This window comes from Acinetobacter sp. LipI_19 (genome assembly GCF_058242925.1).
On record NZ_JBZAYK010000001.1, the window covers coordinates 744,143 to 759,187 of the forward strand.

Annotated in this window: 9 protein-coding genes; 7 read left to right on the forward strand and 2 right to left on the reverse strand. The window is 36.5% G+C overall.

Going from position 1 to position 15,045, the window contains the following annotated elements; all coding sequences use genetic code 11:
* Positions 1–48 precede the first annotated feature (48 nt).
* The 5 genes from AC4CVF_RS03540 to phnX all read left to right on the forward strand — a co-directional run bounded on the left by AC4CVF_RS03540 (position 49) and on the right by phnX (position 6,420).
* Positions 49–1,242: an ABC transporter ATP-binding protein gene (locus AC4CVF_RS03540; protein WP_490788893.1), complete on the forward strand. Its 1,194-nt coding sequence runs from the start codon at positions 49–51 to the stop codon at positions 1,240–1,242.
* On the forward strand, positions 1,236–2,951 hold the full coding sequence (locus AC4CVF_RS03545; protein ID WP_490788894.1) for a putative 2-aminoethylphosphonate ABC transporter permease subunit: 1,716 nt from the start codon (positions 1,236–1,238) through the stop codon (positions 2,949–2,951). The genes AC4CVF_RS03540 and AC4CVF_RS03545 overlap by 7 nt, the downstream gene beginning before the upstream one ends.
* A gap of 114 nt (positions 2,952–3,065) precedes the next feature.
* Positions 3,066–4,220, forward strand: coding sequence for a TIGR03364 family FAD-dependent oxidoreductase (locus AC4CVF_RS03550; protein WP_336951611.1), 1,155 nt, complete (start codon positions 3,066–3,068; stop codon positions 4,218–4,220).
* Between the two features lie 55 nt (positions 4,221–4,275).
* Positions 4,276–5,409, forward strand: coding sequence for a 2-aminoethylphosphonate--pyruvate transaminase (gene phnW, locus AC4CVF_RS03555; protein ID WP_419328583.1), 1,134 nt, complete (start codon positions 4,276–4,278; stop codon positions 5,407–5,409).
* Between the two features lie 195 nt (positions 5,410–5,604).
* Positions 5,605–6,420, forward strand: a complete 816-nt coding sequence (gene phnX, locus AC4CVF_RS03560) for a phosphonoacetaldehyde hydrolase (protein ID WP_336951607.1) — start codon at positions 5,605–5,607, stop codon at positions 6,418–6,420.
* 476 nt (positions 6,421–6,896) lie between these two features.
* Here the strand turns inward: phnX and sbmA are convergent, their stop codons facing one another.
* A complete protein-coding gene (gene sbmA, locus AC4CVF_RS03565) occupies positions 6,897–8,093 on the reverse strand; it encodes a peptide antibiotic transporter SbmA (protein WP_490788895.1) in 1,197 nt (398 codons plus the stop codon).
* 1,172 nt (positions 8,094–9,265) lie between these two features.
* Between sbmA and AC4CVF_RS03570 the strand changes: the two genes are divergently transcribed.
* Positions 9,266–10,234: an esterase/lipase family protein gene (locus tag AC4CVF_RS03570; RefSeq protein WP_490774300.1), complete on the forward strand. Its 969-nt coding sequence runs from the start codon at positions 9,266–9,268 to the stop codon at positions 10,232–10,234.
* 299 nt (positions 10,235–10,533) lie between these two features.
* On the opposite strand, the gene AC4CVF_RS03575 is transcribed toward AC4CVF_RS03570, so the two are convergent.
* Entirely contained in the window at positions 10,534–12,717 is a 2,184-nt protein-coding gene (locus AC4CVF_RS03575; RefSeq protein ID WP_336951602.1) for a solute carrier family 23 protein, read from the reverse strand.
* Between the two features lie 983 nt (positions 12,718–13,700).
* Here AC4CVF_RS03575 and AC4CVF_RS03580 point away from each other — a divergent pair.
* Entirely contained in the window at positions 13,701–15,044 is a 1,344-nt protein-coding gene (locus tag AC4CVF_RS03580) for a putative bifunctional diguanylate cyclase/phosphodiesterase (protein WP_490788896.1), read from the forward strand.
* Position 15,045 lies beyond the last annotated feature (1 nt).

Sequence of the window (15,045 nt, forward strand, 5' to 3'; positions counted from 1 at the left end):
TATTCAGAATCAGTTATTCAAAATTAACGATTAAAAACTAGGTGCAGTATGCAAATTCCATCGCATTTACAAAATAGTAGGACAGAGCAAGACATGCCAAACTCGGCAGGGCATCTGCTCTCAACTTTAAGAACGTTTAAAATGGCAGAATCAAAAACAGTGCTTGAAGTGATGGATATTCAAAAATCTTTTGGTTCAAGCCGTGTCTTGGAACACATTAACCTTGACTTGAAAGCAGGTGAATTTGTTAGTTTTTTAGGTCCATCAGGTTGTGGTAAAACAACATTGCTACGCATCATTGCTGGGCTTGAACAGCCTGATTATGGCAAAGTGATTAAACAACAAATTGATATTACCCATTTTAATACTGCAAAACGTAAATGTGGCATTGTTTTCCAAAACTATGCACTCTTTCCAAACTTAACTGTGGCGGAAAATATTGCATTTGGTTTGCATAAAAAACACTGGTCAGCGCAAGAGATTCAATTTCGTATCAATGAATTATTAAACTTAATTGAATTGCCCAATATCTCAGAAAAATATCCCAATCAATTGTCAGGTGGTCAGCAACAGCGTGTGGCTTTAGCCCGTGCAATTGCGCCCAATCCTGATGTTTTATTGTTGGATGAACCTTTGTCCGCTTTGGATGCTTTGGTACGTTTAAACCTCCGCCAAAAAATTCGTACCATTCAATGTCAATTAAATTTGCCTGCGATCATGGTTACGCATGATCAGGAAGAGGCGTTAAGTATTTCTGACCGTGTGGCGGTGATGAATAAAGGTGTGATTGAACAACTCGATACGCCACATAATATTTATTACAAACCGCAAACTCGTTTTGTAGCACAGTTTATTGGTTCGATGAATTTTATACAGACAGTAGCGGTCAATACGCATCATTTAAAAATGAATGAGCAATCTTTTATTGAATTTCCACATTTAAGCTTTGCCCAAGATGAACATTATGAAATCGCTTTTCGACCTGAAAATGTCAAATTAGTTGCTGGAAATGAATCTTCTACTGAATATTTAAATTTAGCTGTACATATTGTCAATACTGAGTTTTTAGGTGCTAAACGTCGTCTATTTTGCGTGATGCAAAACCAAGATCAGGCAGATGACAATATGTTGCAAGTTGATGTGGATCATCAACATATGGCGGTGGTGCAAGATGGAATGTATCTGCAAGTGCCGATTCGTGACTTACATGTGTTTGATTCACGAGGGCATGCGAGATGTTAAATCAGTCTGCCGCAGATGCTTTATTAAGTAGTCAAACAGCACATCATTTTCGTTATTCATTGCGTTCAAGTGCAGTGTTGTTTGTCGCAGCAATTCTATTCACCTTGAGTTTGATTGCACCCTTAATCGTATTGATGCAAAGCGCATTTTTAAATGAACAGCATCAATTTGTTGGGTTGGATAACTTTACAGCTTATTTTTCCAATCCGGCCTTAATCTCATCGATTTTTAATTCGATGTGGATCGCCATTACAGCCATGTTGATTACGGTGAGCTTGGCAAGTGTTTATGCTTTTGCATTGATCAATTGCAATATTCGAGGCAAAGCTTTCTTTAAAACCGTGGCATTTTTACCGATTCTTGCGCCTTCACTTCTGCCTTCATTGGCTTTGGTATATTTATTTGGTCAGCAAGGTGTTTTTAAGGGCATGCTGGGAGAGGTGGAAATTTATGGTCCACTAGGCATTTTGATCAGTTATTGCTTTTGGCTATTTCCTGCCATGGTCATGTTGATGATGGGTGCATTTCGCCATATTGATCAACATTTGATTGAGGCTTCTCATGCTTTAGGAAAAAATACACTACAAACCCATTGGGCTGTGACTTTTCCTGCGATTCGCTATGGTTTAGTCAGTGCCTGTCTAGTGGCATTTACTTATGTCATTACCGATTTCGGGATTCCCAAAGTGATTGGAGGGTCATTCAATATGATGGCTTTGGATGTATATAAGCAGATCATTGGTCAACAAAATATGAACATGGGTGCCGTCATTTCGATTCTGTTACTCTGTCCTGCGGTGTTGGCATTCATTTTTGATCGATACCAAAGTCGCCATCAGGAACGCTATCAAAATTTCCAAATTCAGCCTTATCGTTTGCGTGCCAATCCTCGAATTGAAAAAGCATTAACTGTATTTTGTGGGGTGATTTCAGGCGGTATTCTACTGATTATTGTGACTGCGATTCTCGCATCATTCATTCGCTATTGGCCCTATGATTTGTCAATGACCTTAAATCATTATCGTTTTGACTATGTTGATGGTGGTGGTTGGTCAAGTTATTTTAACTCAATAAAATTGGCATTGTTTAGTACAGTTTTCGGTACGATGATAATTTTCATCATTGCCTTATTTAGTACCCGTTTTAAAGCACATCCTTTGCTAAAAAACTATGTAAAAGCCTTGGTGTTATTGCCTTTGGCTGTGCCGGGCTTGGTGTTGGGTATTGCTTATATCTTGTTCTTTAACGCACCGCAAAATCCTGTATCTTTCGTTTACGGTACGATGACGCTGTTGGTGATTTCAACCATTATTCATTATTACACCGTGCCACATTTGACCTTAACGCATGCGATTCAACAGATCCCGAATCAACTTGATCATGCTGCACAAAGTTTAGGATCTTCACATTGGACAATGTTCCGCAAAGTATATTTGCCTTTAACCTTTCCTGCGCTGTGTGATGTGTTGGTGTATTTATTTGTCAATGCTATGACAACTGTTTCAGCTGCGATTTTCCTTTATTCACCTGATACCAATTTGGCATCGGTGGCGGTGCTGAATATGGATGATGCAGGTGATACCGTGGCAGCTGTGGCGATGAGTATTTTGATTTTACTCACCTCATGTGCAGTCAAGTTGCTGCATTGGTTATTCACTCGGAAAATGATGGTATCGACACAACGTTGGCGTGAGCAAACACATTCATAACAAATTGATCTTTCAGTCAATCTTTTTAATTAACTAAATCATTTGAATTGAACGCTTTCTTTTAGGCGCTGGGGATTTTGCGTCCTAAAAAAGGTAGATAAGGTGGAAAAGACAATGAATACAGCACAATTTGACTTAATTATTGTCGGTGCAGGCATTTTAGGATTATCGGCTGCAATCCAAGCGGCAGAGCAAGGTTTAAAGGTGCAAGTCTTTGAAAAATATGCACAACCTATAGGTGCGACTCGCCGTAACTTTGGCATGGTTGGGACTTCGACTCTAAGCCGTCCTGATGCGAAATGGCGTGAATATGCTTTGGCGACCCGTGAATTTTATCAACGGATTCAGGCACAAACCGATATTTCGTTTCAACAGCGAAACGGCTTGTATCTCGCCAATACTGAACTTGAATGGCAAGTATTAAACGAGTTTGCTCAAGCTGCAGCTGATTATCAGATTCCTGTAAGTCTATTGTCTAAGCAGCAACTGTTTGATCAATATGCTTATTTAAACCCAGAAACTGCGCTACGTGGCGGTATGGTGTTTCATGAAGATTATTCAGTTGAGCCACATTTGGTGGGATTGCGTTTGTTGCAATATGCCGAAAAACTTGGTGTACACATTCATTGCAATGCTTCTGTGGTACTGACGAACTTTGATCAAGGCATGGCGCATATTCGCTTGGCATCAGGTCAAACATTTACCGCAAATAAAGTCATGATTTGTCATGGTGAAGAGACACAATCGTTGTATCCCGAGCTCTTACAACAAAAAGGTTTATTACGTTGTACTTTACAAATGGCATTAACCAAACCGCTAAAAGTCAATCTTAAAGCTTCGATTTATTCAGGATTGTCGATCTCTCGTTATCCCGCTTTTGAGATTTGCCCTAGTCATCAAGATTTACGCAATGAATCACAAATCGGTTTAGTTGAAAAATACGGTATTCACATCCTGATTAAACAAAATGAATTCGGACAAATTATTTTGGGCGATAGCCATGAATATTATCCGATTGAAGAGATACCACAATTTAATCAACGTGAAGAAATTAACCAATTCATTTTGCAATATTGCAAAGAAAATATTGGCTTAGAACTACCTGAAATTGAATCTCGTTGGAATGGTTACTATCTGACTCATCCTACGGAATTGGCATGTGTGATAGAAGCTGAAACCAATATTTTCCTTGTCAGTGCCATTGCAGGCAAAGGCATGACCACAGGCGCAGGATTTATGAAAGAAATGTTAGAAAATTATATTTTGTAATCTGGTTTAAACCAGATTTGTTTATACTGTATGAAATTGAACAAGGTTAGGCGAAATGAACGCACAAATTGAACTTGCAAACACAATTGAAAACGATGTTGAAAATAAATACTTACTGTTGACACCGGGACCATTGTCTACCTCGAAAAGTGTGCGTCGTGTGATGCAACGTGATTGGTGTACTTGGGACAAAGAATATAACGCATTGGTTCAGGAGATCCGCAGTCGTTTGGTGGCGTTGGCAACTGCAAAACCTGAACAATATAGTGCTGTGTTGATGCAAGGCAGTGGGAGTTTCTCTGTAGAAGCAGTGTTAGGTTCGGCGATTCCAAAGGATGGTAAAATTTTAATTATCAATAACGGGGCATATGGTGCACGCATGGTGCAAATGGCTCGATGTTTAAAAATTGACGTGGTGGAATTACGCTACCCTGAAATGCAAATCCCTCAACTGGCTGATATCGAAAAAGCACTTGAAGATGACAATATCACTCATGTGTCATGTGTGCATTGCGAAACCACCACAGGTTTATTAAATCCAATTCAAGCGATTGGACGCATTGTCAAAGCCAAAAATAAAGTGTGGATTGTCGATGCGATGAGTTCTTTTGGTGGTGTACCAATGGACATTGCAGAGCTTGAAATTGATTTCTTGATTTCAAGTGCCAATAAATGCATCCAAGGTGTACCAGGTTTTGGTTTTATTTTGGCAAAACGTGAGCAATTACAAGCGTGCAAAGGTTTGGCTTGTTCAGTCAGTTTAGACCTATATGACCAATGGAACACCATGGAACAGCATAATGGTAAATGGCGTTTTACTTCACCCACTCATGTGGTGCGTGCTTTTTATCAAGCACTTTTAGAATTAGAACAAGAAGGTGGAGTAACCGCTCGTTATCAGCGTTATTTCCATAATCAACAACGTTTAGCTGCAGGTATGCAAGCGCTTGGTTTTGAAATGGTCTTAGATCAAGACGCACCACAATCTCCAATTATCACTACATTTTTATATCCAAATGAAGTCGATTTTAGCTTTCAAGCCTTGTATGAAAATCTGAAACAAGCAGGGTTTGTGATCTATCCCGGCAAAGTCACCGATTTAAATTGCTTCCGTATCGGCAATATCGGAGAGATTTATTTAGATGATATTGAACGACTTTTAACAGCGATTGAGCACTATCGAATTTGATTGGAATTCACAACTTCATTTTTTGCACCATTTATGGCTCAGGAAGGAGGTTTGGATGGGGGGAGATTATAAATCCTCTCCCTAGCTATCTCCTTTGAAAGGAGCGGGCGCTTCCATTTGAAATTAAATATTACGCAAAACTCAACTTACGCAAGATAGCTATTTTTAACTTTGAGAAATGAATAGGACAAACTTATGAACACTTCAACTTCAGCATTACAAGCCGTGGTTTTTGATTGGGCAGGTACAACAGTAGATTTTGGTTCACGTGCACCAATTTTAGCATTTATGGCCTTATTTTCAGATAATAAAGTTGAAATTTCAATTGAAGAAGCACGTGCGCCAATGGGTTTGGAAAAACGCGATCACATTGCGGCAGTTTTGAAAATGCCACGTGTTGCAGATGCGTGGAAACAGGCACATGGTGCTGAAGTGACTGTGGCGGATATTGACCGTTTATATCAGGACTTTATTCCATACCAATTGAAAAGCATCCCAAGCTGCTCAAAATTGATTCCGGGGGCATTAGAGGCATTTGCTGATATTCGTGCCCGTGGTGCAAAAATTGGCAGTAATACTGGTTATGCTTCGATGATGATTGGTCAATTGATGCAAGATGCAGCTGATCAAGGCTATGTGCCTGACTGTACTATCACAGCCAGTGATGTGAAACATGGTCGTCCATATCCTGAAATGTTGTGGAAAAACTTAATCGAACTTGATGTGTTAGATGTTAAAAATGTGGTGAAAGTGGATGACACAGTGGTCGGCATCGAAGAAGGTTTAAACGCTGGTTGTTGGACTGTGGGTTTGGCCGTTAGTGGGAATGAAGTGGGGCTAAGCTTCGAAGAATGGTCTGCACTTTCAGCGTCTGAACAACTAAGTTTAAAAGAAAAAGCATACGCAAAAATGAATGCTTCAGGTACACATTATGTGATTGATAGTATTGCTGACTTACCTGCGGTATTGGATGCGATTGAACAGCGTTTAGCAAATGGTGAAAAGCCTTAACAGATGATGAATACCAGTCTTTATGACTGGTATTTTTTTAGTGCTGAAGTATCAATTCTTTTTTTAATTTCCTCATGCTGCATGAAAATGATGAGTCCATGAGAAATTGTTTAATTAACTTGAGTGTTTGCTTGGTTGTTTGTGGTAGACCAAGCTATGAGTTAAATCGATTTTATAAGGAAGTGAGTACGGTTTTCCAAAATTATGCTTATAAAACTTATGTTGCCTAATAGCTTCCATTCAATGTTTTGCAATTTAAGTTACTCCCCCTTTCATGAGGGACGAAGGGAGGTTTTATATAGTTACATCAATCAACTTCGCATCCAGTTATCGACTGCAATTCGTCAAAGCTTAAACTGTCTACGTTTTCAATGACTTTCACACCTTTCTCAGCCACATCAATCACACAAAAATCAGTATAAAGACGATCAACACATTTCAAAGCTGTTACAGGATAAGATAATTTAGTCTTAATGTTATTTATCTAAAATTGATTCGAAAGCTTTTAAGCGTTTGTGAATGGAAAGTAACTCTATAATTGTTTTCCAAGAGTTAATCAAATATTGAAAAGATTGACGTACTTGATCAAAAACGTTGGTAATTTGGGTAATGAGTCCTAATGTCATTTTTCCAGCTGCAATGGATGGAAATAAAACGAATAAGCTAAACAAAATATCTAATTGAATATACCAGATGCTTGCAAGGTTAAAATAGGTGTAATGAAAGTACAATCGGAAATAGTTTTGCCGAACACTTCCAAATAGTGCTTTTAATGTTTTAGGTTGTGCCCGTTGCTCATGATCCTCTCCATAAACCAATTCTTTGCGATAAGCAGCTTCAACCCTTTGATTATTAAATTGTAGACCGGGTAATTTAATCCCGACCAGCATAAGTAAAACTGTACCGAATATTGCCCATATGATTGCTGCCCAGACTAAAGAATGATCAATATTTCCAACCAGTGGTAATTCTGTTACTTGTTTAGAAAGTTCAAATAAAATAGGCAGGAAAGCAATTAATACCATGATCGCCTTAATAAAATTTACACCAAGGTCTTCTAAAATTGTTGCAAAACGCATGGTATCTTCTTGAACACGTTGGGAAGCACCTTCTACATGACGTAGTTCTTGCCAGTGCTTGGTATAATATTCATTCATAGCTGTGCGCCAACGAAATACATAATGGCTGGTAAAAAAAGAATTGATTACAGCTAAAGTAACTGCAACTAGAGCAATCAATAAGAAAGTAATTGTTCCCATATAGAGTTCTTTAATATCACCTCCACCATTTTCTAACATGTTTTGAATAAGGTTATAGAATGGTTGATACCAAGCATTGATTACGACGCTTACTTGAACGCCAAACCAGATATTAAATAGAATAAATGATGACCCCCATACGGACCATATTTGCCAACGGTTATCTGATTTTAAATGCCAAAAACCTGCAAAAATAGATGTTGAGATGAAGAACCATAAATAAAACCATATAAAAGAGAGTGACCAGAAGCGACTAACGCCTATGGGAAGTTCTAAATTTGCATAACCTTTGGGTAAACCTAAAAACTCACCCCAATGGCTTCCACCAGAGTTCCACAAAAATAAATTAATAATCAACCAAGTAATTAAAGATAAAAAAAACCACTTTGGATTGGGAAAAAACGACCTAAACATGTAAAAAATGCCCTGTGACTTAAAGGAACGCAGTTAATGAGATTATTTAAATGTTATGTTATAATATAACAATAAGTGGTATTCAAGTGCATTTCTAATGTTGAGTTTTCATTTCATCTGAAATTTAAAAAATAAAAGCTGAATGTGAACTTATCGTTCTGTACTAAATGACTTTTTGGGATAGTTACAATCGAAATTGGCCAACAAAATTAGCAGTTATCATTTAACCAATGTACTTTAAATCATAAGAGAAATCTGAGTTTTACCTTGTATCGTTTGAGGTGTATTTTCAGTAAAATTTTGATTTATAGAAAAATTTTTAAAAATAATGAATTTAAAACGGACAAGTTAAATCAATATTCAAGTAATGGAATTGTTTTTTGTAAAAGTATTTAAGCAGGTTGCAAGGGAATGCAGTGGTAATTTTTGAAAAATGTAAGGTTTTTATAGTTAAGTAATTAAATGCCATACTAATAAACAATGATGACTATTCACATCTATCTGTTTAGGTGGTATTTAGCCAACTGGACGATTTTCTTGGCTTTACACAACATCTCTAAAGTGATATCTCAGTTTTTTCAGTAAAATGAACTGATGAGTTACTTTTCGTTCTATTCATATCCTAAGCAACGAAGTCATCAATGCCCCGTAATATAATTCAGGAATATTTTAAATATTATCAATGGGCTTCTTTAAATTTAAGCCATCTACAAAACTTTTCCTTCTAGCTGACGAGCTTAGTGATCTAATTAGAACAATAGGCGACTTACAATATTTAAACAGTCAAGTAAATAAACGTGATAGATCATAAAAATCTTTCAACTATTGAGCAAGCTGAAAACTGGAAAATAATTTAATGTACTTTTAGAAAGGCAGAAAAGAAGAAACTCAGTGACAGTCAAAACTAAAAGATATTAGGACACTGCGTGATTTAGCCAAACAAATCCAGTCACCTCATTTATGCAATCAACTAAAATAAATGGGTCTGCAGAATTTTAAATATATCCATGATTAAGGAGGGTTAATAGCATTCAGTAAATAAGGATTGTAGATGGCAACTTTATTTAAACAGGAATACTATGCAAAAAACAAAAAATGCAAGGTTATAGAGGATTTATAACGTGAATGATGCTTATTTCTTAATAAAAGAAATCAAGATAGCAGGGAAATATATGAAACAGACTTTACTCACCGCTAGTATTGTGGCTTTGGCCACATTGGCTATGCCAGTTTTTGCTTCTGGTTTAAACAGCGTCAGCAGCGACTATGTGGCTTCTGATTATGCAAAAACCAAATATCCTGTTGTATTTAACCATGGGATGTTTGGTTTTACTCGACTCGGTCCGACAGCTTTTGGGATGGATTATTTTTATCAGGTGCTTCCTGATTTGGCACGTAATGGTGCGACGGTTTATGCAACCCAGGTTTCTCCACTAGAATCCACCGAAGTTCGTGGCGAGCAGTTGCTACAACAAGTAGATGAAGTTTTGGCACTCTCGGGAAAGTCAAAAGTTAATCTGATTGGTCATAGTCATGGTGGACCGACCATTCGTTATATTGAAGCGATTGCACCTGAAAAAGTTGCTTCACTCACTGCTGTTGCTGGAACGTTTAAAGGGTCCAAAGTGGGAGATGACATGTTGGATAATCCTGCTGAGAAATTTTTATTTACCGTCTTAGGACAGTATATCGTTGCTCCAGTGGAATTACTCCTACAAGGTAATCCTGATTTGCCGATTAGTCTAGATCGCTCATTAAAATCATTAAGTGAAAAGGGTTCTGCAGAATTCAATGCAAGATTCCCAACTGCAGCAATCCCATCTGATTGTGGTAACGGTCAGAAGATTACCAGTAATGGGGTATATCATTACTCGTGGACAGGTAAAGCTCAAGCAACCAATCTACTTGATGTCATTGACGTTGCCATTTCCACCATGGCACCAAGATCTTATAAAAATAATGACAATGATGGCTTGGTTAACCGTTGCAATGCACATTTTGGACAAGTGATTAGAGACGACTATAATCAAACGCACCTAGACGAAATCAATCAGATTTTGGGCTTAAAAGCATGGTTTGGACCAGATCCTGTGTCACTTTATCGTCAACAGGTCAATCGTCTTAAACTTGAAGGGCTATAAGCAAATATTTAAAGAAATAGACCTAATATTTTCAAAATTAATATCAAGCGCATCATAAGGGAGTCTGAATATTCAGGCTTCTAATGTTTTGTTTAGAGTATAGTGATTGGCTTTCAGTTTAATCTTTACTAAAGATTTAGATTCTTTCATTTATGAATAGAAAGCTGATAAAGATTTATTAGAGATCCTTGCAAAAGGGGCGAAGATGACATCCATGTCGATCACTACACTTGCCTTTAAGATCAGCTTTATGCTGATATCCTTATACAGATCACAATGAGATTATACTGGTATCGACTTTATAAAAAATCTACTTTTCCAGTTTTTACATCATAAATACCACCTGCAATGCCAATTTCACCTTCTTCGACCATCTTTTTCAGTACTGGGCTATTTCTTAAGATATAGGCAATATTATTTTGTACATTTGCAATAGTCACCGCTTGAATGAAATTACTGGTGAGTTGGTAATCAGTCATTTCTTTATGTACGTTTTCAGCTGCCTGCATAATCGGTTTCAGGAAATATTGTACATGTGGGGTTTCGCTCAGTTGAGTGATATCCTTTTTTTGTTCATACATCTGACAAGCAGCAGTCACAGCACCACAGTCTGTATGTCCCAATACTAAAATTAATTTTGAGCCCTTACTCTTACAGGCAAACTCTAAAGAACCTAATACTTTTTCACCCGCAATATTTCCAGCGATTCGTAAACTAAATAGGTCACCAATTCCGACATCAAAAATCCGTTCAGTTGGCGCACGTGAATCCATACAACCTAAAACAGTTGCAAATGGATGCTGTCCAGATTGTGCAGTGACCTGAATTTGACGAGCAATATTATGATAAATACGTTCATGGTTAACGAATCTTTGATTACCTTCTTTGAGTAGCTCAAATACTTGCGAAGGCGTAAGTTGTCGTTGAATTTCCTGAGTACTGACATCAATATCCAGTTCTTCTTCTTTAATTTCAGGATAATGTATTTTAAATCCAATAAGTTTTACATCAATCCCATTTTCTGTAGCAGTTTCATCTCTAAAGTCTTTAATCACTTGATATACATCAGGATCGATGTAGTAGGTATTTGATGCATCGATCACTACGGTATCACCACTGACTATTTTCTCTAGAGCAGAAACCAAAGCCGAACGATTTAAAAAACTAATATTGGGTGCTAGTTCAATACGGGTAATATTTCCATGCAAATGTGCTTCATGGATGATACGAACTCCACGGAATAAATTATTTTTTAATACAATAATAAAGCTAATCAACAACCCCAACAAAATACCGATCAGCAGATCAGTCGCAATAATTGCAATAACCGTTACAATGAAAGGTAGAAATTGTTTCCATCCTTGACCATAGATCCGTTTAAAAAGTGAAGGACTTGCTAATTTCACGCCAGTTAAAATTAAAATGGCGGCAAGGGAAGATAATGGAACAACATTGATTAATGGTGTTAGAAATAAAACTGCAATAATCAATAAAATACCGTGAAAAATTGCAGAGAATTTAGTCTTTGCGCCACTTGCTGCATTGACTGAACTTCGAACAATCACTGAAGTAATCGGCATACCTCCAATTAAACCAGACATGGTATTTCCGATACCCTGAGCAACCAACTCTTTGTTCGGCGGAGAGGCCCGCTTTTGCGGATCCATTTTGTCCGCTGCTTCAAGATTTAATAGCGTTTCAAGCGAGGCGACGATTGCGAGTGTAATGGCGCCTGTATAAATAATAGGATTATTCCATTGAGTGAAGTCAGGGAAACTGATAATTGATTCAACACCTGAAAAGATATTGGGAAGATTGACTAAATGTTCAGTGCTGACTGCGAGGCTGGAATTGGTATTGATAAAAAAATAATTTAATAACCCAGCAAAAATAACCGCAATAAGCGCAGAGGGGATCACCATTTTTTTTAAAGGTGTTTTATCCCACAATAAAATAATGAATACACTAGAAATACCAATGATTGCCGCACCATAATCAAGGTGTTGTAGTAGGCCTATCCCTTCGTTCCAACGTTGTTGAAGAATTTCAGTTTTGATCCCAAAGAGCAGAGGAAGCTGATTGATGATCAATATTAACCCGATGGCAACAAGAAGCCCCATAATCACATTGGTTGGGATAAAATTTGAATATGTTCCTAAGCGAAATAATCCAAAAAATAATTGGAGGAGACCTGCTAAAACCAAACAAAATAAGAAAGCTTGATAATTGCCTTCAAGCTTATCCAATTGCGTTAAAACAATAGCAGTAAGTCCAGCAGCAGGACCTGAGACACTGATATGAGAACCACTCAAATAACCTATAACGATTCCACCAATAACACCTGCAATAATGCCAGAAATTAATGGTGCACCTGAGGCACTGGCTATACCTAAACAGAGCGGTAGAGCGACTAAAAAAACAACTAAACCTGAGAGCAAATCATTTGTATAAAACTTTCTTTTGGGCACTAATTCCTGTTGCATAAATATTCTCGGCAAATTTATAAGTTTGATATGCATCTGGATACAGTCTATTTCATGCTGTACACCAAACTTGCCTAAGTTAGATGAGAATGTGTCCTTAGACTTTGATAAAGACCAAATGACAACAGATTACGAAAGAAACTCTATATCAGCTTTACAAATGATAAATTTTTCTGAATATTAAAGAAATTCTTAAACATTAATTCGAAAAATTAGCTAAATTATAAATATTTTAATACGTTAATTTTAATTTGATTTTTAGAGTTATAGGCTAAAAAGTGCTGATTCAGTCTATATAAATTATTGCTTGAGTAATAGAGAATGGTGATGTATTTGTTTTAAATAGGTAAGTTTTACTTGGGGACATGATATGTTTTTCCAAAAAATTATTCAGATGTAAAACTTATATTTTTTTTATATTGGGTTTTGTAGAGTTTATGAAATATTTTAGAAAATATGTTTTTTCACGTGAATTTGGTTATTTATTTGAGTGGATAAGAATGAGTATTGCTGTGTTTTAACTACACAATGCTTGTGGATATTTATTTTATCTACTCATCTGTTGGCGCTGTAACATGTGAAAAAACATGGTATATTTTGTTTTTGTCTAAGATAGTTTTTAAATTAAAGCTATCTTTTTACTACAACTCGCTTAGCAGGATGCTGGAGCATATACAATTTCATTAAAAAATACTTTTTACCTTTATGACTATTTTTAATATTATTCACAATATTGATTTTGAACACTTTTGAGCTATAAATGTCAAAAAATATAAATTGATCGATTACTAGACGGATAATTATTTAAAGGACTAAATTGAAAACGACAGTCGTTTTTTAAAGCTAATCAAGCATGTTAACAAGTCAGATATTTATAATTTATAAGTATTTTTAATAGCTTAGTGTTTATTGATGTGATTCTGAAATTGTATATAAAAACAATGTGGATACTTGATCAATAAACATTTGTAATGGAGTGATTTATGGTCGTTTTATCCTATTTAAAAAACCAAAATAAATATTTCAATGCCATAAAAAACCAGCAAATAACGATTGCGGCTAAAGCAAATATTGCTATTTGTATCGCTTTTTGCCTATTTTGGACCATATATTTCAGCTTTGCAAAGATGTGGTTCATTGTTTGTATTGATATTTTTTTTACAACAATGTCTATCTTCAGTTTATTTTTGATTTTTATACATCGGATTTCAGCGGGTATATTGCTTTCACAAGTCGTCCTCTTTATTTTTCCTGTAGTTTTTTGCTTAATATTTGATGTGGCCACACTAGACCATCCTAGAGTTTCACATTTATTTCTTCCAGCAGGAGCAATATTGGGATATTTGAATTATCGAAGAGATCCCAATGCTTTACAGTTGATTTTAATTATCTTATCGATAGCTGCTTTTATCTTTTTTGGTGGAAGTGCTTTTACTTTGGATGCGGCAATACCTTTATCTGAAAGTATTCGGGCTTATGGTGGTTGGATTGCAATATCTGTTGCCACGCTTATGATGTGTATATCAATTTTTGTCATGCAATTGGAATTGCAGATAGAAAGTAAGCTGGTACATGATCTACGCTTGGCACTTTCAAAACAACAGTTTGAGCTCTTTTATCAACCTCAAGTAAATTCTTCTGAAAAAATTATAGGTGCTGAAATTTTGCTACGTTGGCATCACCCGACGCTTGGATATATCCCAGCAAACGATTTTATTCCTGTCGCAGAAACTTTGGAGTTAATGCCTAAAAATGGAGATTGGATACTGATTCAGGCAACTAAAGTATTACAACAATGGAGTAAAAATGAATCTACAAAAGATCTTACACTTTCAGTCAATATAAGTGCTGATCATTTTATGCAAGAGAATTTTGAGCAAATCGTGACCTCTATGGTGGAGAGAAATGCAGTGCTTCCATCCCAACTCATATTAGAAATAACTGAAAGGGTTGCGTTAAATAATATTGAAAGTGTTATAGAAAAAATGGGCTTTCTGGATAAAAATGGCATTCAGCTTGCTTTAGATGATTTTGGCACAGGTTATTCATCATTAAGCTATTTGCAGAAAATGCCCATTAGCCAGATCAAAATTGATCAGAGTTTTGTACAAGCGGCTTTAGATGATGAACGTTGTAATAAATTGGTCTATGGAATTGTTAAAATTGGCCTTGATTTAAACTTGCGTGTTTTAGCTGAGGGGATTGAGACCTATGAGCAATTTAATCGCTTTCAAGAAAATGGCTGTACTGAATTTCAAGGCTACCTATGGGGATGTCCTATGCCTTTAACGGATTTTATGCATAAAATAGCTGAGGAAAAGCATTAAT